This window comes from Proteus sp. FZP2095, assembly GCF_023701425.1.
GTDB lineage: Bacteria > Pseudomonadota > Gammaproteobacteria > Enterobacterales > Enterobacteriaceae > Proteus > Proteus cibarius.
The window spans coordinates 157645-183463 of sequence record NZ_JAMQBJ010000004.1; the positions used below are offsets into that span (position 1 = coordinate 157645).

At 39.3% G+C, this 25819-nt stretch carries 25 protein-coding genes; 17 read left to right on the top strand and 8 right to left on the bottom strand.

Annotated features, from left to right (window positions below):
• The first annotated feature begins 3 nt into the window (after positions 1-3).
• From NBG71_RS15480 to NBG71_RS15515, 8 genes are all read left to right on the top strand, one after another.
• Positions 4-2007, top strand: a complete 2004-nt coding sequence (locus tag NBG71_RS15480) for a vWA domain-containing protein (RefSeq protein ID WP_075671163.1) — start codon at positions 4-6, stop codon at positions 2005-2007.
• Entirely contained in the window at positions 2007-2699 is a 693-nt protein-coding gene (locus NBG71_RS15485; protein WP_075671161.1) for an ABC transporter ATP-binding protein, read from the top strand. Before NBG71_RS15480 ends, NBG71_RS15485 begins: the two co-directional genes overlap by 1 nt.
• Positions 2680-3915, top strand: coding sequence for an ABC transporter permease (locus tag NBG71_RS15490; protein WP_075671159.1), 1236 nt, complete (start codon positions 2680-2682; stop codon positions 3913-3915). The genes NBG71_RS15485 and NBG71_RS15490 overlap by 20 nt, the downstream gene beginning before the upstream one ends.
• Positions 3905-5461 carry a formylglycine-generating enzyme family protein gene (locus tag NBG71_RS15495; RefSeq protein WP_171455353.1) on the top strand — a complete coding sequence of 519 codons (1557 nt, stop codon included), beginning with the start codon at positions 3905-3907 and terminating at the stop codon, positions 5459-5461. Before NBG71_RS15490 ends, NBG71_RS15495 begins: the two co-directional genes overlap by 11 nt.
• Before the next feature lie 24 nt (positions 5462-5485).
• Positions 5486-6169 (top strand): hypothetical protein, encoded by a 684-nt coding sequence (locus tag NBG71_RS15500; protein WP_250916990.1) that lies wholly within the window; start codon positions 5486-5488, stop codon positions 6167-6169.
• A gap of 17 nt (positions 6170-6186) precedes the next feature.
• Complete coding sequence (locus tag NBG71_RS15505; RefSeq protein WP_223672652.1) at positions 6187-6675, top strand: hypothetical protein; 489 nt, start codon at positions 6187-6189, stop codon at positions 6673-6675.
• 259 nt (positions 6676-6934) lie between these two features.
• Positions 6935-7486: an Ail/Lom family outer membrane beta-barrel protein gene (locus NBG71_RS15510; RefSeq protein ID WP_250916991.1), complete on the top strand. Its 552-nt coding sequence runs from the start codon at positions 6935-6937 to the stop codon at positions 7484-7486.
• Positions 7487-7575: 89 nt separating this feature from the next.
• The gene (locus NBG71_RS15515) at positions 7576-8061 is read left to right on the top strand and encodes an outer membrane beta-barrel protein (RefSeq protein WP_284737312.1); all 486 of its coding nucleotides are present in this window, start codon (positions 7576-7578) and stop codon (positions 8059-8061) included.
• Positions 8062-8166: 105 nt separating this feature from the next.
• Here the strand turns inward: NBG71_RS15515 and chbG are convergent, their stop codons facing one another.
• From chbG to NBG71_RS15545, 6 genes are all read right to left on the bottom strand, one after another.
• Entirely contained in the window at positions 8167-8928 is a 762-nt protein-coding gene (gene chbG / locus NBG71_RS15520; RefSeq protein WP_156734330.1) for a chitin disaccharide deacetylase, read from the bottom strand.
• A 36-nt stretch (positions 8929-8964) separates the two neighbouring features.
• The gene (locus tag NBG71_RS15525; protein WP_075674008.1) at positions 8965-10320 is read right to left on the bottom strand and encodes a 6-phospho-beta-glucosidase; all 1356 of its coding nucleotides are present in this window, start codon (positions 10318-10320) and stop codon (positions 8965-8967) included.
• Between the two features lie 160 nt (positions 10321-10480).
• On the bottom strand, positions 10481-11338 hold the full coding sequence (chbR, locus tag NBG71_RS15530) for a transcriptional regulator ChbR (protein WP_075674007.1): 858 nt from the start codon (positions 11336-11338) through the stop codon (positions 10481-10483).
• 1 nt (position 11339) lies between these two features.
• Positions 11340-11687, bottom strand: coding sequence for a PTS N,N'-diacetylchitobiose transporter subunit IIA (gene chbA / locus NBG71_RS15535; protein ID WP_075674006.1), 348 nt, complete (start codon positions 11685-11687; stop codon positions 11340-11342).
• Between the two features lie 60 nt (positions 11688-11747).
• Positions 11748-13106, bottom strand: coding sequence for a PTS N,N'-diacetylchitobiose transporter subunit IIC (gene chbC / locus NBG71_RS15540; protein ID WP_075674005.1), 1359 nt, complete (start codon positions 13104-13106; stop codon positions 11748-11750).
• A gap of 95 nt (positions 13107-13201) precedes the next feature.
• Positions 13202-13528, bottom strand: a complete 327-nt coding sequence (locus NBG71_RS15545) for a PTS sugar transporter subunit IIB (protein ID WP_069369489.1) — start codon at positions 13526-13528, stop codon at positions 13202-13204.
• A gap of 452 nt (positions 13529-13980) precedes the next feature.
• Here NBG71_RS15545 and NBG71_RS15550 point away from each other — a divergent pair, with 452 nt between their 5' ends.
• The 4 genes from NBG71_RS15550 to NBG71_RS15565 are packed head-to-tail and all read left to right on the top strand — an operon-like array spanning position 13981 to position 17663.
• Positions 13981-14940 carry a siderophore ABC transporter substrate-binding protein gene (locus NBG71_RS15550; protein WP_075674004.1) on the top strand — a complete coding sequence of 320 codons (960 nt, stop codon included), beginning with the start codon at positions 13981-13983 and terminating at the stop codon, positions 14938-14940.
• Between the two features lie 9 nt (positions 14941-14949).
• Entirely contained in the window at positions 14950-15912 is a 963-nt protein-coding gene (locus tag NBG71_RS15555) for an ABC transporter permease (protein WP_075674003.1), read from the top strand.
• Complete coding sequence (locus NBG71_RS15560) at positions 15899-16906, top strand: iron chelate uptake ABC transporter family permease subunit (protein WP_075674002.1); 1008 nt, start codon at positions 15899-15901, stop codon at positions 16904-16906. Before NBG71_RS15555 ends, NBG71_RS15560 begins: the two co-directional genes overlap by 14 nt.
• Before the next feature lies 1 nt (position 16907).
• Positions 16908-17663 carry an iron ABC transporter ATP-binding protein gene (locus NBG71_RS15565; RefSeq protein ID WP_075674001.1) on the top strand — a complete coding sequence of 252 codons (756 nt, stop codon included), beginning with the start codon at positions 16908-16910 and terminating at the stop codon, positions 17661-17663.
• Between the two features lie 63 nt (positions 17664-17726).
• On the opposite strand, the gene NBG71_RS15570 is transcribed toward NBG71_RS15565, so the two are convergent.
• Positions 17727-18281, bottom strand: a complete 555-nt coding sequence (locus NBG71_RS15570) for a TetR/AcrR family transcriptional regulator (protein WP_075674000.1) — start codon at positions 18279-18281, stop codon at positions 17727-17729.
• Positions 18282-18367: 86 nt separating this feature from the next.
• Between NBG71_RS15570 and NBG71_RS15575 the strand changes: the two genes are divergently transcribed.
• The gene (locus tag NBG71_RS15575) at positions 18368-19867 is read left to right on the top strand and encodes an MFS transporter (protein ID WP_250916993.1); all 1500 of its coding nucleotides are present in this window, start codon (positions 18368-18370) and stop codon (positions 19865-19867) included.
• Between the two features lie 68 nt (positions 19868-19935).
• Here the strand turns inward: NBG71_RS15575 and NBG71_RS15580 are convergent, their stop codons facing one another.
• Entirely contained in the window at positions 19936-20721 is a 786-nt protein-coding gene (locus NBG71_RS15580; RefSeq protein ID WP_075674011.1) for an AraC family transcriptional regulator, read from the bottom strand.
• Between the two features lie 447 nt (positions 20722-21168).
• On the opposite strand from NBG71_RS15580, the gene NBG71_RS15585 reads away from it, so the two are divergent.
• From NBG71_RS15585 to dmsD, 4 genes are all read left to right on the top strand, one after another.
• Complete coding sequence (locus NBG71_RS15585; protein ID WP_250916994.1) at positions 21169-23589, top strand: DMSO/selenate family reductase complex A subunit; 2421 nt, start codon at positions 21169-21171, stop codon at positions 23587-23589.
• On the top strand, positions 23586-24227 hold the full coding sequence (locus NBG71_RS15590; RefSeq protein ID WP_075673997.1) for a DMSO/selenate family reductase complex B subunit: 642 nt from the start codon (positions 23586-23588) through the stop codon (positions 24225-24227). Before NBG71_RS15585 ends, NBG71_RS15590 begins: the two co-directional genes overlap by 4 nt.
• Entirely contained in the window at positions 24224-25123 is a 900-nt protein-coding gene (locus NBG71_RS15595; protein ID WP_075673996.1) for a dimethyl sulfoxide reductase anchor subunit family protein, read from the top strand. The genes NBG71_RS15590 and NBG71_RS15595 overlap by 4 nt, the downstream gene beginning before the upstream one ends.
• A gap of 79 nt (positions 25124-25202) precedes the next feature.
• Positions 25203-25772 carry a Tat proofreading chaperone DmsD gene (gene dmsD, locus NBG71_RS15600; protein WP_099659225.1) on the top strand — a complete coding sequence of 190 codons (570 nt, stop codon included), beginning with the start codon at positions 25203-25205 and terminating at the stop codon, positions 25770-25772.
• Positions 25773-25819: the final 47 nt, after the last annotated feature.

Here is a 25819-nt window from a genome sequence, read left to right on the forward strand (position 1 = left end):
CGCATGAAAAAGGCGCATTGGCTTACTCTTATTCTCAGCGGTTTAATTCTGACAGCGCCAGCAAGTGCTGAAGAGAAAAAGCCGTTATTACAAGAGGGTAAAAAGACTCTCTATCAACGTGTATTAACTTATCCGGGTTGCCAAGTGGCAGACACAATTGGCGCAACAGGTAAAGAGCAACCTGCATTTAGCCGTTTTTATGTTTATCAACGCCAAAAACAAGGTGCTAATGAATGGCTACAAGTTGGTCCTGATAGCTTAGGCCATATCAGTGGTTGGATGAATGCAAGTTGCACATCAGAGTGGAAAATGCAGCTAACACTCGCATTTACTAACCCTGCGGGTCGTAATCCAATGCTGTTTTTCAAAGATAAGCAAACGGTTGAAGGCTTACTTGAAAACCCAACCCCTGAAAAACAGTACAAACCCTTTTTAGCAGATATCAAAAACCAGAAAGTGAATCCGGCTGTGTTAGCAAAAGAGCCAGATTATATGATTGATCAGAAAAGTAATTTCTATCTGCTACCTGTATTAGGTTCAGATGAAGTCTTTACTGATGCAGGCTATAAAGTGCGAGTACTCAATGTGGCTTCTGTCTCTTCTCAAACTAAAGACAGCAAAGACGCACAAAATGCAAATGTAACTCCAAATAATCCAAAACCTGCAACACCTAACAGCAAAGATGCTGACAATATGATGCAAGGTTTTTCTGCCGCAGTGGTATTTGTTATCGACTCAACCATATCAATGGACCCTTACATTGATAGAACCAAAGAAGCGATCCAAAAGGTTTATGCACAAGTCGAAAAAGACAATATGTTGGATAAGGTAAAATTTGGTTTAGTGGCGTTTCGTTCTAATATCAAAGCCGTCCCTGCATTGGAATACGACAGCAAAATGTTTGTCAATCCCAATGATGTAAAAGACGGCCCTGATTTCCTAAATAAAGTTAAAGAATTACGCCAAGCCAAAGTCTCAAGTAGTCGTTTTGATGAGGATGCGTATGCCGGTGTAATGCAAGCGCTTGATGATGTTGATTGGACACGCTTTGGTGCACGTTACGTTATTTTAATCACCGATGCAGGTGCATTAACGGGAGATGATCCTCTTTCATCCACTAAACTCGATGCGGAACAAATTCGCCAAGAAGCAGCTTATCGCGGTGTTGCGCTTTATACACTGCATTTAAAAACACCATCAGGTGCAAAAAATCACGCATCTGCACAAGCGCAATATGAAGCATTAACGCTTAATCCGTTCTTACACAAATCCCTTTACTACCCTATCAACTCAGGGGATGTAAATAGTTTTGGTCGTATGGTAGACAGTTTAGCCACGGCTGTAACCACGCAAATTCAAACGGCTTATCGTGGCGAAGCCACCGTAGGTAGTGCGTTGAATGCTGATCCTGCTTATAGCAAAAATAAAGAGACTGATGCCTTACTGAGTGATGCACACGATTTAGGCTATGCAATGCGTTTAGCTTATTTAGGTGAAAAACAAGGGACAAAAGCGCCTCCTGTCTTTAAAGCTTGGATAAGTGATCGGGACTTATTACAGCAAAATATCCCAACGACAGAAGTGCAGGTTTTACTCACCAAAAGTGAGCTTAGCGATTTAAGTGATGTGATGAAAAAAATCGTTAATGCAGCGAATGAAGGTTTGATCTCTCCTGACAATATGTTTGCTGATTTACGCTCCATTGCCGCCACGATGGGGAACGATCCAAATCAAATCAAACAAGGTTCAGCAACCAAATTAGGTGAAATGGGCTTACTGGGTGAATATGTCGAGAATCTCCCTTATTTAAGTGAAGTGCTTGGCTTAGATGAAGAGACATGGAAAAGCTGGGATGGTCTTGCGCAAGAAAAATTTATCCGTCGTCTAAATACGAAATTGCAATACTATCAACGTTATAATGAAGATGTTGATCGTTGGATATCTCTTGCACCACAAAGCGATCCTCGCGATCACGTTTACCCTGTTCCACTGGAAAATTTGCCTTAATGATCCAGATTGAAGGCATGGCAATTACGCGGGGTGATGCGCAACATGGTTTTCGTGTTGCGCTTCCTTCATTGACCCTTGAAAAAGGGGAAATTGGTGCACTAACCGGATTAAGTGGTTCCGGTAAAAGCACCTTACTGGAAATGATAGGCTTAATCTTACGCCCAGATGAATTAACCGATTTTCAACTCGGTGATGATTTAATTATCACACAAGCAGTGCTAAGTAATGAACAAGCTCAGCTCGCATCATTACGTGCTGAGAAATTGGGTTTTATGCTCCAAAGTGGCGGGTTGCTCCCCTTTTTAACCGTCATGCAAAATATTCAATTACCTCGTAAAATGCTAGGATTAACACCGCACTCTGCTTGGCTTGATCACGCCATTGACCATTTGCAACTACGCCCTTTACTTAGTCGTTTTCCTCGCCAGCTCTCCATTGGTGAGCGCCAACGCGCAGCATTTATTCGTGCAATCGCCCATGAACCTGCTTTATTACTTGCTGATGAGCCTACTGCTGCTCTCGATCCCCATAATGCACAAGCGCTGTATGCACTCATTGTAGAGATGGTAAAACAACTTGATATCTCTGCACTGGTTGTTAGTCACGATTGGTCTTTAGTCGAGCGTTTTGGATTTAGCCACTATCACGCACAACTACAAGGGGACGGTAGTGTCTTTATCAAACAATAACACTAATCCCAATCGCCTTGGCTTACTCAGTTCACTCGCTTGGCGTGACTTAATTTATGATCGCAAAGTTGCGCTCTGTATTGTGTTCTCTTTAGTCTCGGTTATTGCACCACTGCTACTGCTGTTTGGATTAAAGAATGGCATTGTGACGCAGCTTCATAATCAACTGCTAAATGATCCGCGTAACCTTGAAATACGTATGTTAGGCAATGGTAATTATCCACAAAGTTGGTTTAATGATATTGCACGCAAAGAAGAGGTTCGATTTGTTATCCCATTAACACGCAGCTTAAACACTCAAGCCGATATTGTGATTGATGGACAACATTTTATTGATAATGCTGAAGTTATCCCAACAGCAGAAAACGATCCTTTATTAGAAGGTGTCGCCATTCCCCAAAATGCAGACACCTTAGTACTCTCTGCTAATGCGGCACAAAAATTACAGGCAAATGTAGGCGATAGTGTGCGCTTATTTATTAGCCGTAAACTAAATGGCGTCAATGAACGAGCCAAACGTACATTTACTGTTGGCGCCATTATCAGTGATAGCAAATTCTCAAGAGCAGCAGCCTTTGTTTCTCTTGATGTTTTAGTGGCAATGGAAGATTACCGAGATGGTTATCAAGCGCCTTTTTTTGGCGTAACAGAAGGCACTGAAGCGAAGCCAAGAACCCAGTTTGCTAAAGCTCGTCTTTATGCCAAAAATTTAGATGCCATTGCACCACTTGATGATTGGTTTAGACAACAACACATTGATGTGATGACACAAAAAAGCCAAATAGACTCTGTAAAAGCAATCAGCTACGTCCTTAATGTTATTTTTTCCGTAATTGCTTGGGTATCACTATTAGGCTGTATTGCCTCTTTAATTGGCGCATTCCTTGCCAATATTGACCGTAAACGTAAAGATATGGCGGTATTACGCCTGTTGGGTTTTCGTCAATTTGCAGTCTCTTTATATATTGTGTTGCAAGCACTGTTATTAACAAGTGTTGCCTTTATTTTAGCCCTTGGGCTTTATGGCATCGGTAGCGCCTTATTCACCACATTATTAGGCACACATTTACCTGAACAAGCTTTTGTTTGTCAGTTAACGTTTTGGGATTTATTGATTGCCATGTGCAGTGCCTTACTGGTGGCCTTAGTAGTGGCAAGTATTGGTGCACTACGTGCCGTTTCGATTGAACCTGCGGAGAGCTTACGTGAAATTTAATTTATCGCTTCTAACTTTATCATTCGCGCTGTTATCTAGCAGTTTTACCGCATCTGCCAAATGGGACGATAAATTTGTTAACCCAAAAGCGTTGCCAGATGATGTTACCTTGCCTTTCCCTTGTGAAGGTTCAATGGTTTTTCGCCAAGTCACCATACCCTTAAGCCAGCCATTACAAGATTACAGTGTGACTTTAGGGCAAGAAGGTGATGAATGGGGCTATTTAGAACAATCTCGAGCAGAACATATTGCGGGTAGCTTTCCATTAAAAGGCAAAGAAAAAGGCCGTTACTACCTTATGGCAAAATATCCCGTTACCGATCTGCAATATAACGCCATGCAGAGCGTGATTAACGGTAAAGAGTGCCCCGTTGCTTCAAATAAATTACGTTTACCAAAAGTGAATATCAGTTGGTATGAAGCGATGCAATTTGCAGATCAATACAACCAATGGCTAAGAAGCAATCATCCCGAAGCGTTACCTGTTGAAGATGGCGCCAAAGGTTTTGCACGATTACCGACAGAAACGGAATGGGAATTTGCGGCAAGAGGTGGCTTAAAAGTTTCGGCTTCAGAGTTTCGTGATCTCCGCTTTCCTATGCCAGAAGGTACCAAAAACTACATTTGGTCAGCGGGTAGCCAATCTGCTAATGGCTCATTACAACTCACCGGTTTGTTATCACCTAATCCTCTGGGTTTACATGACATGTTAGGTAATGTCGCTGAAATGATGTTTGAGCCTTTTAGATTAAATAAACTCGATCGCCTACACGGGCAAGCGGGTGGCTTTATTGTGCGCGGTGGTAGCTACCTCACCCCAGAAAGCGAAATACGCAGTTCATGGCGTCAAGAAGAGCCTTATTACACCAACACTGGCGCAAATAAAAACAAATACACAGGTTTTCGTTTAGCCATTGTTGCCCCTGCGTTGACATCACGCGACAAAATTAAAGAGATAGAAAAAGAGTGGCAACAATTAGGGAATGAGAAGCCAGCAAACAATAATTCAAAAACCAATAGCGATAATTCCATTAATAGCCTAAATACGCTCTCAACCCAAGTACAAGATGAAGCGCTGAAAAAACAGTTAGCTGAATTAAAAAATACACTACGAGCCAATGCACAACTGCGTGATGAGCAACGTGATCAGGCTATCCGTACTTCACTGCAATTAGGTGCTTTTTTATGTACAAAATTAAAAGATGATGGCGAATTCTATGATCGATTAATTGCACTGCATGAGAAAAACTGCCCTGCGGGCACAAAAGATGCCACATGTGAACGACGCCAAGAGCAAGTCAACGAACATAAGAAAACCCTCGACTTTGTTGTAAGTTATTACGCAGACACATTGGTGGATATGGCAACAACGTATGATGCTTCCTTAGTAAAACCTCAAATTGATGTTGTGCGTCAGTTAATGGAAGCCAGAGGCAAATCAAATTTAAATACGTACCTTTCAACGTATATGCAGGGACTCCAAGGATATTGGGCTAACGGTAAAGTTTCACGGAACGAATGGCTTGAAGCGTGCAAAAAACAATAACAGAGACTTTGGGATAGGTGTGGTATGAATAAACGACTTATGGCGGTACTTAGCATTAGTGCCGTACTTGCTTTATCAGGATGTCAAAGTAACAGTGGGGCTGATCCCCGTTTGAAAAATAACAGCGATATGGAATTTTTCAGTAAATCAGGTATTACAGCTTGTGCAGGAGGGGCGGCTATCGGTGCATTAGGCTGTTTAGTCTCAAATTCGAGCAATAAAGGCGCATGTATGCTCATTGCGGCAGTCGCTGGTTGTGGTGTCGGTATTGGTGCCAATGCCTATTTAGATAACAAACGCCAAAACTATGCTTCTAAAGAATCAATGCTCAACTCAATGATAGACGATGTGAAAAAAGAAAATCAGCATCTACAACGAGCATCAAATACAGCAAGAGCCGTTATTAATGACGATAAGAGAGCACTGGCAAAAATTGAGCAAGACATGAAACAACAACGTCTCAATAAAGTCGCTGCTGAGAAACAACTGAAAGGTATTGATGCCAATATCGCAGCACTACGCTCTCGTTTAGCGGATATGAAAAAACGCGAAGCTGAATGGCGTGATATCGCAGCAAAGAGTCGTCAAGATGGCTTAAAAACCGCTCAACTTGATAAACAAATTGATGGGATGAAGAAACAAGTATCCTCTTTACAAGAAGAGCTTGATAGCCTTTATACTCAGCGTACAGCAATAAAACTTAGTTAACGTTAAAAAGGATGATAATGAAATTTTTACCTCTTTCTCTTGTTGGTATGACATTACTATTAAGTGGTTGTGTCACCAATCCCGCAGATTGTGATCCAACAACCGGTGATGTTAGTATAATTACTAAGTTTAATTGTAATTATTCAGGGACTTATGACAATCGCATTGAGCAAAAACAAGCTATTCTCGCTAATGAGAAAGCATTAAATACTGAGTTTAGAGCGGTTCTTGCGGCTATAGAGAAAGAAAAGCAACAAACTAATGCCTCTCTCAAGAGTAAGCAAGCAAGCCAACAAGCCTTAAATCAATCAATGAATAATCTGTTAAATCAAATTCGCCAAAAAACGAAAGGGCAAAATGATATTCAAAAACAGATCAATGAAATTGATAGACAAATGAAGGCAACGCAAAATAATCCTTCAAAATCGGTCATGCAAAAGCAACTTGAATTAGATAACTTACAAAATCAAGTGCTTAGCTTGCAAAGTGATTTAGGGCTTAAATAAACCTAAAAAGGCCCTCTATTATTATTTAGAGGGCCTTTTTCTTTATTTTCATTCTTATTATTTATATATTTCCATAGCGATTTATATTAATGTCATATAATTAACAATATAATATTAATATTAGTTAACAGGTTACTTTAATAAAATAACCTTATTTAAATAATAGCACTCTTTTTTATTCCATTAAAAACAGACACATTATTATAATCCCTTCCGCTTAATAGCGTGTTCTTATTGTTTTACTTATGGGATATAACTAATGAAAAGAAAATTACTATCAACTTTATTTATAACTGGTTTATTAGCGACGTCTTCTGTTTATGCAAAAAACGATTTTAAATTAGAGAAAACCACACTTTCAGCAGGTTATGCACAAGTCAAAATGGCAGGCCAAAACCCAATGCATGGGGGTGTTTTTTCTATCCGCCAAGAAATAAACTCACAATTTGGTGTTTTAGCAACAGCCACTTACGCTCAAAATGAATATGATCTGAATAAGCCAGTTAATACTTTCTTTAAAGACGTAAATGCACGTTATTACTCTGTTATGGCAGGTCCTACAATACGTTTAAATGATTTTATTAGTGTTTACGGCACAGCAGGTATGAGCCAAATTCAGTTTAAATCTCAAAGTTCAGAATTAAAGAAATTAAAGAAAAACGCATTTAGCTGGGGAGCAGGTTTAATCATTAACCCAGCTGAAATGGTTTCTATTTCTCTTGGATATGAAAATAGCCGTTTTAAATTTAAAGACGCCGATAGTAAAATTATTTTAGATGGCTTTGTTGCCAATATTGGTTATCGTTTTTAAATAAATTTAAGCACATATTATTTTATGGTATGTGCTTTTTTATTAAATTATAATTTTATTTTAAAAAAATATTATTAATATATTTACCATTGTTTTTATTTTCCACCTCATCACTCCATGTAAAAAATAGTGATAGTAATACACTCATCTCTGCTGGCTGCGCTTATATTAAAATAAAAGATTTACCTACTGTGAACGGAATAAATATTAAATACCAAATTAATCCCAATACTTATAAAAAAACCTCTCTTCAATTTTCAGGAACGATGGCACAGAAAGCATTATCTCATAATGGCAGATTACGTTATGCATCACTTACAATGGGCCCAACTTACTCATTAACACCTGTTGTTGAACTATACAGTATTATCGGGGTAAGTGGTGTGAGTTACCAAACATCAGAAAATATCAATAAAGATCATTCTTCTAAATCAGTAAGTTGGGGAGCAGGCATCACGTTAACATCACCACAAAATATTACACTTACTTTAGGCTATGAAGGCAATTATTTCAAAATGGAAGGAAAAAGCTATCCAAGCAAAACATTTATCTCCAGTATTGGTTATCGGTTTTGATTTTATTCAAAATAAAAATGCCTCTACTTTATAAAAATAGAGGCAAAATAATTCAAAAAGACCCACACCAGGGCATAACACAGACACCGATTGTCTAAAAACCCACTACATTAAATCTTGATACGTTCCTAGCTGATAACCTCTTTCCAAAATCGCATGCTTTAATGCGCTATCTGTTAATACTTCAAGCTCTGTTAAACGCTGAAAACAATAACCACTTGCACGCAATGGGTTATCCACAAAAGCAGGATGTGTCATCACTTCAATAGAATGTTCATGACGCGCTTTCGATTCATCAAGCACCTTTAAAAATAATGCTTGAGTGATTTCATCTCCATAAAATTGGCTATCAAAGCCATCACTACTAATCACACCTTGAGTATCAATCCCTTCTTTATGTGCAAGTGGCCTATCAACTCGCATCGGTAATGATTTTTCTTTGGCAAACTCAGCCACAATAGGAAAAATTTGCTTAAACATATGTACATGATGGTGGCTATCAATGTGGTCTGGCGCACAACCAAAGATCTCAATAAAACGCTGATATTGTGCATTAAGCTCAACACGAATTTCATCAAGCGGTAAATCACCCTCGTCTGCCATTTGCCATACCCATTTCCCTAACACACCTTCACGCGTTAAAGAAGGTAAAGGAGACAGCGGTTTACCCATCGTCAAAGTAAAATGAAGCCCAACACCTAAACCGGGCAACTCATGACGCAATTGTGCTGCGTGTTCAATTCCCTCGGCATTGACAAGTGCCGTTGTTGAACTCACAACACCATGACGAAAACACTCTGCAATGCCGTAGTTTTGGCCCTTACTAAGCCCAAAATCATCCGCATTCACAATTAATAAACCAGCCATTCTGTCTCCTTATTACTTATTTTTCTCTACCGACAATTAATGAGAGACTTTTTCTAACTCAGCAATCGCTTTAGCAAAATTCGGTAGATGTGCCTTATGCGCTAACAACATTTCACGCGTAAGTACTTCTGCATCTTTATCTGAAAGTACCAGTGGTGTTAAATTCATCGCTAATAAAGCATCATTTAATTCACCACTCATAGCCGCTTTGCTGGCTGCGATTTCAAAGGCCTTAATGGTATGAATTAATCCCATTACCTTTTCATCAAAATGCGTTAAACGAGGATGAGGTTTAGCGCCATCACGCCCTAAAATAGCCGTTACTTCAATTGACCAATCTGCTGGAATATTATCGATATGACCATGATGAGGAATATTCACATAATGCTCAGCTTGTTTATCATTATAAATAGCATTAATCACTTCACAGGCTGCGTCAGAATAGTAAGCACCGCCACGTAATTCCAGCTCTTTCGGTTTGATATTTAAATCAGGATCTTTATACAATTCAAACAGTTGTTTTTCGACTTTTTGCACCACTTTAGCGCGAGCACCACCTTTATAGTATTCCCCCATCTCAATCGCCAACATCTCTTTTTGCTTGAAGTAATACAGCAAATAAGAGCATGGCAGCATATTAAGAGAGCGGATCAATCCTTCACTAAATGGTAGGTCGAAAATATTTTTCACAGAGCCTGCGGTTAATGTTCCTGAAGCCACACCCTCTAATAATTCAGGAAAACGGGATTGACCATTTACAATGACATCTTTAATAAACACCATATGATTTAAGCCAAACAAATCGATAGAGAGTTCATCTTTTTCCGTCAGCTTCAGAACATCTGTAATAAACATCTTCATACCGATTGGAATATTACAAACCCCAATAAATTTCTTAAAGTTGGTATGACGATAAACCGCTTCTGTTACCATGCCTGCTGGATTAGTAAAGTTAATGATCCACGCATTAGGGCAAATTTCTTCAACATCTTTAATAATATCGAAAATAACAGGAATAGTGCGCAAGCCTTTAAATAGACCACCAGCACCATTGGTTTCTTGTCCTAAATAACCATGACTTAAAGGAATAGATTCATCAAGCTCTCTTGCTTTCAATTGACCAACACGTAATTGTGTTGTGACAAAATCAGCATCTGTTAATGCTTCACGACGATTAAGTGTTTTATAAATGGTTAAAGGAATACCTGCTTTTTTTACCATGCGTTGGCAAAGCTCAAAAATAATATCAAGCTTCTCTTTGCCTTCTTCAACATCCACTAACCATAATTCTGTGATTGGTAGTTCATGATAACGCTTAATAAAACCTTCTAATAATTCAGGCGTATAACTGCTTCCACCACCAATGGTAACAACTTTTAATTTATGACTCATAAAATACTCCCATACAGCGTAATAGTGCTGTTATTTGTGTATTAATGGCGAAATTAAAGCGTAAAGAGCCCTGAAGAAAATAAGCTTATTTTCTTCTTTCTCTCTATTTCCAATAAAATTAATCTTTATTGTTGATTAATTTCTTACGCTTAATAATGAATTAGTTTGTTTCTTTAATACTGCACAAATTTTTTCGATAACTATTTGGCGTCAACGAAGTTATTTTCTTAAATGTCTTAATAAATAAACTTGGACTACTGTAGCCCGCATCAAAAGAAATATCCGTTATCGAATAGTTTGTAATTTCCAATTGTTTTTTCGCAAAATTAATTCGAATATCATGAATAATTTGCATTGGTGTTTTATCGTAATAACGCCGAGTTGCTCGGGTTAAATACTCTTGTGATTTCCCTGATAGCATTACCATATTAACCAGTGCATTTTCGCCAAATTTTTGTTTGTCATGCATCTCGCTAACAGTGTCTCTTAGCCATAAAGGAATATCATCTTGCGTTCTATTTTCTCGATGGTGTCGTAATCTATTCACCACATTAAAGGTGACAATTTCAATAAATTCATTAAATTCGGTATGGCGGAAATTTAATGAGCCAATAACCGATTCAATATAGGAAAGAAACTCATTTTTTAATTCATAAACTTGCGAAGCGATAAAATAAGAAGGCAATAACGAGAGATAATGTTTATCAAAAAAGGCTTTACTAATTCCCACATTTAAAATGCGTGTTGCCCCAAAATCATAAAAACTTTGATGATGAGAGCCTATGGGAATAAAAACAAAATCCCCCCGCTCTAATAAAACCTTTTTACCATTAATCTCTTGATAATAGCGCCCTGTTAAAACAATGGTGAATTCATAATAATCATGTTGATGCAACCCGCTGACACTTTCTGTTTTATTATAAATAAAGACATGAAAATTTTTGCCATTAAATAGCTGATCTTCATAGACCATGCGTATTTCACTTTGTGCTCTCAATGATCCCACCACCGTATTCATCTTATTTTATCTTCTCATGTAACTCGATTAATTCTGTCACTAACTCTCTTGCTAACATTGAAGTCATTAAATGATCTTGCGCGTGGACTAATACCAAGCTGACTTTGGTTTTGCCAACACCTTGGTCATCACCAATTAAGCGAGTCTGTATTTTATGCGCCTCATTTAATGCTTCACGAGACTGTTCCATTAATTTTCTAGCGCCATCAAAATCACCTTCTTTGGCTTTTTTTAATGCGCCATAAGCCACACTACGGGCTTGGCCTGAATTAATGATAAGCCCCATGATGATCTCTTCAAATTCATCTTCTGTAACACTGCTATCAACTGCATTTTCAATATCTAACATGATATATCCTCTTTGACTCTAAGAAGTGCAGAGAAACCTCTGCACTTCTTTTTCTATAACTTAAAATTTCAATGCATTGGCAATATCTTCTTCACTTTCTTCTTTTTCAATTTCAGTTTGAGCTTTATTTGAAATAATCACGAAAGGAAGATAAATCAGTGTAGCAACCCCCAAGTTAAATAGTGCTAATAACAGTGCTGCAATACTACCGTTGGTATTAAAGAAGGCACCTAGCCCTGTTGGCATTGTCCACGGCGCAATATTTGTCACTGGAGGGATTATCCCTAAGTAATAAGCAGTCACAGTAATAGCGGCAAGAATAGGCTGAATAAGAATAAAAGGAATAAACATCACTGGATTCATAATCACAGGTAAACCAAAAATAATCGGTTCATTAATTTGGAATAAACCTGCTGGCAGTGCCAGTTTTGCCACTTGGCGATGATCGGCGCGACGAGATGCGATAAAGATAGCAAGAATAAGCCCCAGTGTTGCCCCTGTACCCCCTAAGAAGATAAAGGAATCTAACATTGGTTTTGCCCAGAGATGGAACGTCTTACCCGCTGCCAATGCAGCTTCCACTGAACCGTATTCAGTATAAATAGAGACGTTCTCTAACGCCCAAGGGGTCATAATGCCACTATCAAGTGCAGCAAGTGCAAGTGATCCATGAATACCAAAGAACCACAGTAGAGAAGTGAAAATAACGTAAGCCCAACCAACCACTGAGCCCATTGATGCTAATGGTGTTGAGATAGAATCTAAAATAATTTGATGGAAATTCGTTTCATACGTCGCTAATCCCCACGAAATAATCCCCATAATCGATAAGATAATAAAGCCTGGAATTAATGCAGAAAATGAACGTGAAACAGAAGCCGGTACGCTATCAGGCAAACGGATAACCCAGTTGCGACGTACAATAAAGGTGAACATCTCAGCCACAACAAGACCAATAATGATACCTGAAATAATATTTGCTCCACCTAACCAATTAGCGCCTACTGCATAAGCACCACCTGCGTTATAAGGTGTGACTGTCATAAAGGCAGCAATAGAAAGTAAACCTGCCGCAATCGGGTCAACTTTACGCTCTTCTGCTAATGCCATTCCGATAAAGAACGGTGCCATCAACGACATTATCCCCAATGTACCATTATAGACATTCCCCCCTATGGCTTTAAAACCATTGAGCGTTTCTATCGTTGATGCATCAAGGCGGATACCTAAAGAATAAAAGAAGGAGCCATCACCAAAACTAAGAAAAACGTTATTAATAAGTACAAACATTGCCCCTGCAAGGGTTAACGGCATTAAACGAATAAAGCCATTTTTAATCGCATTAACGTGAGGTTGCTTTCCAATTTTAACCGCAAAAGGAAGGAGTACCTTTTCAAGTGAACCAATAAACTTACTCATAGAAAAATACCCTTAAAATGCCGCTAATTGCTCGGCTTGCTGAAAAATTCGCTCTTTGACTGGAATAGAAATAATAAAAAAATAAAAAAATAAAATTAATTTGTTGTTGCAGATGCTTTTTTAATAGAGGCGACAGCGGCTTTTAACACACCTAAGCCATCTACTTTTCCGTATAACAAAGAATCGATCACTTCGACCGGCTTATTAGGGAGCAATTTTTGGATATCAGGCAACATCCAGCTAATTTGTGGACCAAGTAAAATCAGATCTGCATCCTGTCCTTTTTGTGCTGCTAAGGTTTCAGGAAATGCTTCAATAACCACAGGCACTTCATATTTTTCTGCTTGTGCTCGCATTTTGGTCACGAGAAGAGATGTTGACATGCCAGCAGAACAAAATAAGTAAATATATTTCTTTTGCATAAAACCCTCTTGAGTTGGCAACGATTTACCCTAGAGATAACAAGGCTTTCTCTTGTGCATTCATTACTGTGTCAGTACAGAAACCGAAGTAAGATTAAAATAAAGATTGTTTCTGCTTGAATGAAGTATACGCAATGATACTAATTAACGATATTTCTTATAGATTAAGAATTGTCTCTCCTTGACCTACTCTTTTGACACTCTTCACAAATTGAGCAAATAATCTGAAGAGTTCTTTCACGTCACAAAATTTGTTCTCTATTTTCCTTTAATGATCTCTCGCAAAATTTCGCCATTTTAGTCAAGTTAATCCTTTATTATTATGAGAATGTGAATTAGTATCATTACTCTTTATACTTTTGATGGTATTATCGTCTTCTTTGTGGATCGACATTTAGGCCACTGCTGTAAAGATCCGTGTTATTTCGTGTTGCAACAATATGGGAAAGAGAATGTTTAAAAAGTCATTAAGCCCACTGTTTTTACTGCTTTCTTCACTTGTTATCGCTGGTTGTGATAACGCTCAAGACACATCAACAGCACAATCAGCAGAGAAACAAACTCTCACGATTGAACATTTCCAAGGGACAACTGAAATCCCTGCACATCCACAAAAAGTGGTTGTGATGAATATGGAAACCCTCGATATTATTGATGCATTGGGTGTTTCTATTGTTGGTCTTCCACAAACAAATGTTCATTTACCAAAATTCTTAGAGAAGTACACCAATCCGAACGACTATATCAATGAAGGTGCATTATTTGAGCCGAACTATGAAAAGCTCAGCACAACAGCACCTGATTTAATTTTAAGTGGTAGCCGTGCTCGTGATGCGTATGCAAAATTAAGTGAAATTGCACCTGCGATTTCAATGGATATCGATCCGAAGCGTTTCGTTGAAAGCCTTGCTGAACGCACCACAACATTAGGTCAAATTTTTGGCAAAGAAGAACAAGCTAAAAAATTACTGGCTGATTTCAATAGCAAAATTGATACCGTAAAAGCCAAAACACCAGACGCAGGTAAAGCAATGGTGGTTTTAGTCAGTGGCGGTAAAATTTCGGCTTATGGCCCAAGCTCTCGCTTTGGCTTTATCTATGATGTATTAGGTTTTGAACCAGCTTATGTTTTTGATAGCCCAGGTTCACACGGCAACATTGTCAACTCTGAATTACTGTTAAAACTTAATCCAGATTGGCTGTTTGTCATTGACCGTGATGCAGCAATTGGTCGTGAAGATTCACAACCAGCTCAACAAGTCCTTGATAATGCTCTGGTAAGAAAAGTAAATGCTTGGAATAAAGACCAAGTTATTTATCTTGATGCAAGTTCCATTTATATCTCTGGCGGGATCCAAACTTACTCTCGCTTAATGGATACAATTAATCAGGCATTGGATCAGAAAAAATAAAGTAACTGAATGAAAACGTTCCATTTATCATTGGGGATAGGAGGTATCGCTATCCTCTCAATGATCAGTCTATTTGTCGGCGCAGGAGATATTACTCCTGCTTCGCTTTTTTCTGATCCCGATATGCGCGATATCTTCTTTATCAGCCGTGTTCCAAGAACCCTGTCATTATTACTCGCTGGTGGTGCCATTAGCGTTGCAGGTTTAATAATGCAACTGCTCACTCAAAACCGCTTCGTTGAGCCTTCTCTTGCAGGAACAACACAATCAGCAAGCCTTGGATTATTAGTCGTTATGCTGCTCTTTCCTGCAGCGGGTATCTTTACCAAAATGATGGTCGCCACTGTTTTTGCTCTGCTTGGCACTTTGTTGTTTATGCTACTTCTGCAAAGGATCACCTTAAAAACAACACTGATAGTACCTTTAGTCGGCATTATGCTCAGTGCAGTTATTGGCGCACTCACCATCTTCTTAGCGGTATATTTCGATTTACTGCAATCATTAGATGCTTGGACCAGTGGCGATTTTTCAAGTGTATTACAAGGTCGCTATGAGCTTTTATGGCTTGTTGGCGCACTGGCAATCATGGCGTGTTGGGTTGCAGATAGCTTTACTGTGGCTGGAATGGGGCGAGAGTTCTCCATTAACGTGGGGCTGAATTACCGCAAAGTAATGATAATAGGATTATCGATTATCGCGCTTATCAGTGGTGTTGTGGTTTCTGTTGTTGGTGCATTACCTTTCCTCGGTTTGATTGTGCCAAATTTGGTGAGCTTAGTGATGGGGGATAATATCCGTAAAACTATCCCTTGGGTTTGCTTAAGTGGTGGCGCGATTGTTTTACTGTGCGATGTGATTGGTCGCCTTATTCGCTACCCATTTGAAATACCTGCCAGTGTTATCTTAGGGGCAGTGGGTGCCATTATTTTCCTTTTCTTACTACTAAAGCAGCAACGTTATGCAAAAAGTTAATTCATCCATAATTAGCAAATGTACTGGCGCTGTCGAATATAAGAAAACGCGCCTCTCACCCATGTCTCGTATCTGGTTATTATTAGGGGCATCGTTATTATCCATTGTGTTATTTATGACGATAAACCTAAATGGCAATATCTCTTATATTCTGACTCACCGCGCTTACATTATTCTCACCATGATTGTAGTGGCGTTTGCCGCTGGTGTTTCCACAATACTGTTCCAAACTATCGCGAATAACCGTATTTTGACACCGTCACTTATGGGGTTAGAAGCCCTGTTTGTGTTGCTACAGACCGTGTTTGTCTTCTTTGAAGGCGATATGCCTGCATCGTGGATGCTGAATCTATCAAAGTTCTTCTTAGAATCGACATTGCTGGTGCTATTTTCCGTTGTACTCTACCGTTGGTTGTTTAGCTCAGTACGTTTTAACATCAATCTAGTCTTAATGATTGGGATTATCTTAGGGACACTATTTCGTAGTTCAGCCACACTATTACAACGTTTGATGGATCCTAATGAGTTCTCCATTTTACAAGGTCGCATGTTTGCCACCTTCACCCGTGCCACTCCTGATCTTATCTTTTGTGCCTTAGCGATTATTGTGGTTGTTGGTGTTTTACTTTGGCGTATGCGCTATAGCTTTGATGTGATGGCATTAGGGCAAGCGAATGCCATTAACCTTGGTATCAATTACCGCAAACAGACCACTTATATCCTGTTGCTGATTTCTGTTTTAGTTGCGGTTTCTACCGCTTTAGTTGGCCCGCTAACCTTCTTAGGTTTAATTGTGGCTAACCTTGCTTATCATATCAGTGGTAGCAGTCAGCACCGTTTCTTGATGCCTGTCGCCTTCCTACTAGGTACTATCGCCTTAATTGGTGGACAACTGGTTTTAGAGTATGGTTTAAAAATGACAGGAACACTTTCTGTTGTGATTGAGTTTGTCGGTGGAATGTTCTTTATCTATTTGGTGTTAAGAAGACTTTAATATGATTGAAATCAGCGAAGTATCAAAACGTTATCAAGATACAACTGTTCTCGATAATATAACAACAACAATTCAACGTGGCGGTATTACTTCGATCATTGGCCCTAATGGCGCAGGTAAATCCACATTACTTTCTGTGATTGGACGTTTATTACTTCCTGAAAGTGGCATGGTAAGCGTTAACGGTATGGATGTTGCTGCAACTAATAGTGATGTTCTTGCCAAGAATCTCTCAATATTACGCCAAGAAAACCAGTTTGTTAGTCGTTTAACCGTAGAAGAATTAGTCGGTTTTGGGCGTTATCCCTATAGCAAAGGGCGTTTAACACTTGATGATAAAAAAGTGATTGATGAGTCACTCGCCTTTTTAAATCTGACTGAATTTCGTCATCGTTATCTAGATGAGTTATCGGGTGGGCAACGTCAGCGTACCTATGTTGCTATGGTGCTATGTCAAGATACTGAATATGTCATGCTTGATGAACCACTGAATAATCTTGATATGAAACATGCGGTAATAATGATGAAACTGCTGCGAAAAGCCGCAGATGAATTAGGAAAAACCATTATTATCGTTATTCATGATATCAATTTTGCCTCTGTTTACTCTGACTATATTTTAGCCATGCGTAACGGAAAACTGTATTATCACGGTTCACCCAAAGAGATCATGAAAGCGGATATTATCGAAGATATTTTCGACACTCCTGTTGACGTTAAAGAGCTCGATAATAAGCTAATTGCCATGTATTACTAATTCTAATTAGCCTGATAATCTTTAATAAAAAGCATGTTGTTCTTCTCATTACAGCATGCTTTTTTATTGCCTTTTCCCTTGCTGAAGAAACTCTGAATCAATATCTTCAAAAATAGAGTCCCACTCATCATCATTAATATCCATCAACCCAAAATAACGCAGTAAAAAAGTACCTTCTGCCGCCAAAAAAGCCAATCTAGCGCGTTTTCCAGCGACTGTTGTTGTATCTACCCCCGTTAATCGCTGTTGATACCACTCCTTTGTACTTTGTAAATATTCTGGTGTTTGCAACAATGCAGCCATCAAACTAGCACCTTTAGCAAAAGCAACCTTATCATGCGTATGAATAGCACGAATATGTGCTGTTACTCGATTTTCAGGCGAATTATCATTTTTAACTATCTCGTTAAATTTAGTTTCATAACTGCCTTCCCAGTGTTCAAACATCGCATCAATCATTGCTTCTTTGCTGTTGAAGCAGTATTGAACCCCCCCTTTTGAGATCCCCATTTTTTTTGCGACAGTATCAATCGTTAATGCTGCCGCGCCTTGCTCCATCACAATGTCGAAGATAGCTTCTAGCAATTTTTCTCTATCAATGGTTCTTTGACGTCCCATAAAAAAACCTCTTTTCAATACGGTCGTATGGATTTATATTATAGCTGCTAGTAAAAATAATACACATAAAAATAACTGAGATTTCTATGATAAAAGATTATAAACGTTGGATAGTCTTACTTTTGGTATCTAGCATGCTGTTTCTCATTGTTGTTGATGTAACAGTGCTTTATACCGCATTGCCACGTTTAACTCATGATTTAAACGCAAGTGCATCAGAAAAACTTTGGATAATGAATGCCTATCCATTAATTGTTGCTGGATTATTACCTGCAGCGGGTATGCTCACAGACAGGATCGGCCATAAAACACTCTTTATTTGTGGGTTACCATTATTTGCTCTTGCTTCTTTGTGTGCAGCTTTTTCTCCCACAGCGATGACCTTAATTGCATCTCGTGGTTTTTTAGCTGTGGGAGCAGCAATGAGTATGCCAGCTACTCTGTCGATAGTGCGACAAGTCTTTAGCGATCCGCAAGAGCGTGCGGTTGCAATCGGTATTTGGTCTGCAGTTGCTTCAGGCGGTGCGGCTTTAGGGCCTTTAATTGGTGGAATGTTGCTTGAACATTTTTGGTGGGGCTCTGTTTTCTTAATTAACGTCCCTATTGTTCTTTTGGTATTACCATTCTCTATTTGGCTTATTCCTAAGTTTGCTGGACATGGCAACCATAAAATTGATTATTTAAGCTCAGTACTGATTTTAGTCGGTTTGATCAGCGCCATTTATGCCCTAAAAGAGATAGGAAAACCTTATATACAGTGGAGTGAAGCCACAATTGCCACAGTGATTGCAGTGATCTTTCTCACTCTATTTACCTTACGTCAGCGTAAACAAACTCACCCAATGATTGATTTTGGGTTATTTAAAAACCGCTTTTTTAGTATCGGTATTTTAATGGCTGTGCTTTCTATGGTGATCATTGTGGGTATTGAATTACTGCTCAGCCAACGCTTACAGCTTGTTGCAGGTTTCACCCCACTTAATGCGGCGCTGGTGATTTTACCCATTCCTATTGGCTCTGTACTTGCTTCTCCATTGACAGGTTATTTCTTGGTGCGTTTAGGTGAAGCTCGCTTAATTATTACCGGATTTATGCTTACTTTAGTGGGAAATCTGTGGTTAATTGCCGTTTATCAAACAACATCTCCAATGGTGTTAATTGGTAGCTTATTCTTAATCGGCTTTGGTTTAGGTATTATTTTTACCACAGCATCGACATCAATTATGTTGAGTGTGACAGATAGACAAGCTGGAATGGCTGCATCAATTGAAGATGTAGCTTATGAGCTAGGCAGTGTGATTGGGGTGACATTTATGGGCAGTTTGATGAGCACCGTGTACACCTTAAAGCTCGTACTACCTGACTCATTAGCTATCAACGATGCAGTCTATGACAGTTTAGACGAAGCTCTGATTGTGGCAGAGAAGTTACCAAATGAAGTGGCTTCTCTCGTGATATCTCAAGCAAATATGGCCTTTGAAAATGCCTTTTTCGTAGTATTAACCGCGACAGCAATTATTACCGCACTTAGCTTAGTGGTTCTGCCTTATTGCTTGCATAATTCCGTAAGGACAAAAATAACTTAAATTATGGAGTGATTTTTGCAAAATAAACGCGTCTAAGTGGCGCGTTTTTATAACGGTAGCGTACTCAACTAAAACCTATCGATATCCAGAGCATCCATACTAAAGTGAGAAGGCGATTGTCCCATCTGTTTTTTAAACATCGTCGAGAATGAACCGGCGCTGTTATAACCCAAATCAAAGGCAATTTCAGTAATACCGCGTCCTGATAAGATTTGTGTTAATGAATTCAATAAACAGACTTGTTGTCGCCATTGTGAAAATGACATTCCCGTTTGTTGGCGGAAAAAACGGCTAAAAGAGCGTTCACTTTTATGTAATTTATCTGCCCACTGTTGCGGTAAAGAATCTATTTTTGGATTACGAATAAAATCACGACATAATTTAGCTAATTTACTGTCTTGTGGAATAGGTGCAAAAAACGGTAATGGTTTTGCTTTCGCTAATTCACATAGGATTAACTGCATTAAAAGACCATCTCGCCCTTTTTTGTCATATTTTGCAGGCACATCTACAGCTTCAAGCAAGAGTTGGCGAAAAAGAGGAGAAACACTGACAACTTCACATTGTTTGCTATGACGAGGTGCTGCAGAAGGCTCGATATATAAACTTCGCGTACTCACATCTAACATACGAGTTTCATGCCCTGTTTCTGGTGGGATCCATACACCACAAGACGGCGGAATAACCCACTCGCCATCATCTGTGCTCACTTCGATTAATCCCGTAGCCGGGTATAAAAATTGAGCACGTCGATGTTGATGCGTTTCTAACAATGTATTGGGCAAATAGTCTGTACCCAGCGCAATAACATCTCGGTCAAGTGAATCAACGCTTTTTAACGGTACATTTCTCACAGTTTAGGTCACTCTCTTTTTATTTTCGTCCTTTTTAATATAGCAGTTCTCACGCACTCTACACACTGGCAAATAATGAGCTATATAATTAAAATCGCTATATATTTAAATGAGCAACGAGGGTGTCTTATGTGAAATTTCAACCTTCTTGATATCTATTTAATAAACCTCATTAACAATCAAAAAACGAGCTTTTAACACTCCTAGTAAATAGGCTGAAATTCAAATGTCATTGTCTGGTTTTAGAATGTTGGCAAAAGATTAATCAACTACTATCCCTCTCGCAGAGGTTATTTCGAGCCTTCTGCAATTATCTATGCATTCAATAATAATGCAGCGGATACCAGACATTCCCTTTATTCATAGCCTAGAAAAATCACGCACATTCTTTATATCAAGTATCGGGTATATCGGGATCCGCCTATTATGTTTAAGGTAGAGTTCATTATGAGCAATCAGTCCGATCACGATAGTGATACAAAGAGCATTCTCAACGATGTTAGCCGCCGTCACTTTATTCAAGCGAGCTCAGCATTAGTCACCCTCCCTTTTCTCGCATCAAACTCTTTTGCTGCGACAACAGATAACGCTATCCCAGTAAAATCAATAACAACTGAAGAGGGTGAGCGCGTTGTTTCAACTTGCAGTAGCTTTGACTGTGGCGGTAAATGTGACATTCGTGCCCATGTAAAAGATGGCAAAGTTACCCGTATTAGCACACGTCCAGATGCTGATTTAGATGAAGAGATGCCAATTATGCGTGCCTGTGTACGAGGCCGTGGTTATCGTAAATTTGTCTATCATCCAGACCGTTTAAAATACCCAATGAAACGCGTTGGTAAACGTGGCGAAGGAAAATTCGAACGTATCACTTGGGAAGAAGCAACCACCCTTATTGCACAAAATATGCAACGTATTAACCAGCAATATGGTCCAGCATCTCGCTTTGTCAGCTTAAGTACAGGCGTTACTGGCGGTATTTTCTCTGGTGCGAATATGTTACGTCGTCTGTTTAATATCACAGGCGGTTTTCTGGAAAACTATCACTCAGTCAGTAACGGTAATACCCTTGCGGTCACCCCTTATACTTATGGCACAGCTGCCAGTGGTAGCACCCTCGATACGTTAGAAAATACCCCTCTTGTGATTTTATGGGGTCATAACCCTAACGAAACTATTTTTGGCCATTCAAACCATTTCTTCCAAAAAATGAAGAAAAACGGCACTAAATTTATTGTCGTTGACCCACGTTATTCAGATACCGCTTCTTCTTTAGCTGATCAGTGGATCCCGTTATTGCCAACAACAGATAACGCGATGATGGATGCGATGATGTATGTCATCGTAAGCGAAAATCTGCACGACCAAGCCTTTATCGATAAATATACAGTTGGCTTTGATGAACACCAAATGCCTGAAGGTGTGGGTGAAAATGAGTCTTTAGTTGCCTATTTAATGGGTAAAAAAGATGGTGTTAAGAAAACCCCAGAATGGGCTGAAACCATCACTAAAGTGCCTGCTGATACTATTAAACAACTAGCTCGTGAATACGCATCGACAAAACCGGCTGCATTAATGCAAGGTTGGGGTCCTCAACGTCATATTTGTGGTGAACGGACGGCGCGTGGCGCGACATTACTTGCGACTATCACGGGTAATGTGGGTGTTCGTGGTGGTTGGGCTGCCGGCTATGGTATGGCTTTAAACTCTGAATTACGTAAAACTATTTCGGGGCCAAGCCTATTAACTAACCCAGTAAAAGCGAAAATCAATATCACCAACTGGGTACAAGCGTGTGAAGATAAAAATTTAGTCACGCCACAAAATGGGTTACTGAACGCCGAGAAACTTGATACTGAAATCAAGATGATTTTCTCAATGGCGGGTAACTACATGACAAACCAAAATACCGATATTCTTCATGCCGCAAAAGTACTTGAAGATGAATCAAAAGTAGAATTTATCGTTTGTAGTGATCTCTATCTAACTCCAAGTGCAAAATACGCCGATATTTTACTGCCAGAAACCAGCTTCTTAGAACGCTGGAATATCGGTGGTACATGGAGCTATGGCGACTACATTATTCTTTCTGAAAAAGTTATTGAGCCTGAGTTTGAGCGTCGTACTGACTACGATTGGTTACGAGAAGTTGCCGATAAATTAGGTGTAGGTGAACAATTTAGCGAAGGTAAAGAGACTGATCGCGATTGGATTGAATATTTAGTCGATGATGCGAGTGTTAAACGCCCTGAAGACGGTATTCCAACCTTTAAAGAGTTGTTAGTTAAACGTCGTCATCTATTAAAACATCGTCCTCATACTCAAAATGTGGCGTTTGAGAAAAATATTCAAGATATCGAGAATAATCCATTCCCAACGCCATCGGGCAAAATTGAGATATTCTCTAAGCGTTTATATGACATGAATAATGTCGATATTCCTGCACTCTCTCATTATGTACCCGCCATTGAGGGCCCTGAAGACACGTTAACGGATAAATTCCCGCTACAACTTATCACATGGAAAGGGCGTAACCGCGCAAACTCAACGCAATTTGCCAACCCTTGGCTGCAAGAAGTACAGCGCCAAGAACTCTGGTTAAACCCGTTAGATGCTCAAGATAGAAACATCAAAGAAGGCGAAAAAGTCAAAGTGTATAACGATCGTGGGATCACGATGGTTCCCGTCAAATTAACACAACGAATTATGCCTGGTGTCGTCGCCTTGCAAGCAGGTGCTTGGTGGCAACCTGATGCAAAAGGCATAGATCAAGGTGGATGTGCCAACGTATTAACATCATCCCGTAGCACCGCAATGGCACACGGCAATGCTCACCAAACATTATTGGTCGAGGTAGCAAAAGCATGAGTAAATTTATCGTTTATCCCGCAGTGAGCAACAAACAGTTAGGGTTTTATATCGACAGCGCTCGCTGTTCAGGTTGTAAGGCGTGTCAGGTTGCGTGTAAAGATAAAAACAACCTTGATGTCGGACGCAAATTTCGTCGTGTTTATGAAATCACGGGTGGCGGTTATACCCGCAATCCTAAAGGTGCACTAGTCAATAATGTCTTTGCTTACACGTTATCTATCTCTTGTAACCATTGTGATGACCCAATTTGCGTTAAAAACTGTCCAACAACAGCAATGCATAAGCGTGAAGGCGACGGCATCGTCATGGTAGATACAGACAAATGTGTCGGTTGTGGTGCTTGTGCGTGGTCTTGCCCTTATGGCGCGCCACAAATGAATCCAGAAACCAAGCAGATGTCAAAATGCGACTTTTGTATCGATTTACAGCAAAAAGGTGAACAACCCGTTTGTGTTGCGACTTGCCCGCTAGGTGCGATCCAATTTGGTCCTATTGATGAGTTGCGTGAACGCTATGGCGATTTAGATTATGTCACAGGTTTACCTTCCCCTGAAATAACGCATCCAAACCTTGTTATTAACCCACATCAGGGTGCCAATAATGACGGAATTAATAATAAGGGAGAAAGAAAATGAATGAATGGTCATTATTAATCTTCACATTTATGATGAATGCGACCATCGGTCTTGCGCTAACAACAGGGCTTTTTGCTCGTCGCCTTTCTCATTATCTCAATGCAGAAAGCTACTATCGCTTTATGCTGTTAGCCTTATTTGTTATTTGTGGATTAGCGGGTTTAGGCTCTATCGCTTCAATTACTCACTTAGGTGTGCCATTAAATGCCCCTAATGCCATTAGAAATGTTTTTTCTGCTTGGTTAAGTCGTGAAGTTGTCGTCACTGCTATTTTTGTCGGTTGCCTAGGATTAACCTTTTTATGGCTCTGGCGCACTCGCAAACTCTCAATGCTGTTATTAAGTGCCAGTATTCTGATTGGGTTATTTGATATTTATTGCATGGCATCGATTTATCGCCATACCTCTATTTTAACCTGGATGGACCCTAATACTTACGTGATGTTCTTCGGTGCGATGTTAACGCTTGGTGTGGCTATTTTCTTTTTGCTGATCAAAGTATTACAACGCATAGGTAGTAAGTTAGGAATTGAAATACCACAAGGCTCTTTCCCAATACGCTGGAAATGGCAATTATGGGGGATCATGACATTTAGCTTAATCGGTCGATTACTGTATCAACCTTTTTATGAGCAATATTTAACTAGCACGCTCTATAGCCAAAAATCGGTGACATTCCCGTTATCACCTATTCAAGTGTATTACTCCATTGGCTCGTTACGCACTACATGCTGGATCTTAGCAACCTTTGCAGTATTAGCTTGTGGTTATAGTTTAGTGAAATTCCTAGCACCTAAAAATCAAAGTAAATCAACAGAGTCTATTTTTTCACTTGGTTGTGTGATCGCAATTATTGCTGACTTTATGTTGCGCTATGTTTTCTACTCAATTCACTAATTGTAATTGAGCTTGTTGTTTAAATAATAAAAAAACAAACCTCATTAATTGGGGTTTGTTTAAGGAAGTATCAAAAATTATGAGCAGACTCTCTTATTATGCGGCTGCATTTAATTTATTGGGAATTTGTTATTTATTCCCACCTGATGATGACACCAATAAAACTGCACTCAACTTTTTTAAAACAGGGGATTTTGCAGCACAGTGGCCTTGTAAAATTGAAAACCGCTTGTGTGAACGTTTAATTGATTCTGTTTCTATCGATACAGAGCAATTAAAAACCCAATGGCAAAATCTTTTTGTTGGCCCTAATGCATTACCCGCTCCTCCTTGGGGTTCAGTCTATTTAGATCCTGAGGGCTTATTACAAGGGGATTCTACCCTTGCACTGAGTGAGTTTTTAAAACGGGAACGTTTAAAAGTAAATACGCCTTTTCCAGAGCCTGTTGATCATATCGGTTTGATGTTATTTCAAGCAGCGATATTGGCATCGGAAAACAGAGAAGAAGCGGTTAATGAATTATTATCCCTTCATTTGACCACATGGCTACCTCACTATTTAAATAAATTAAAAATGAGTGGGTATAGCCAATTTTATAGCACCTTAACAGAACTGGTAACCATCACGGTGAACGCATTCAGAAAATAGAAATTTATTAACAACTTATCATCCTAACATAATTATTTAAGGTAATT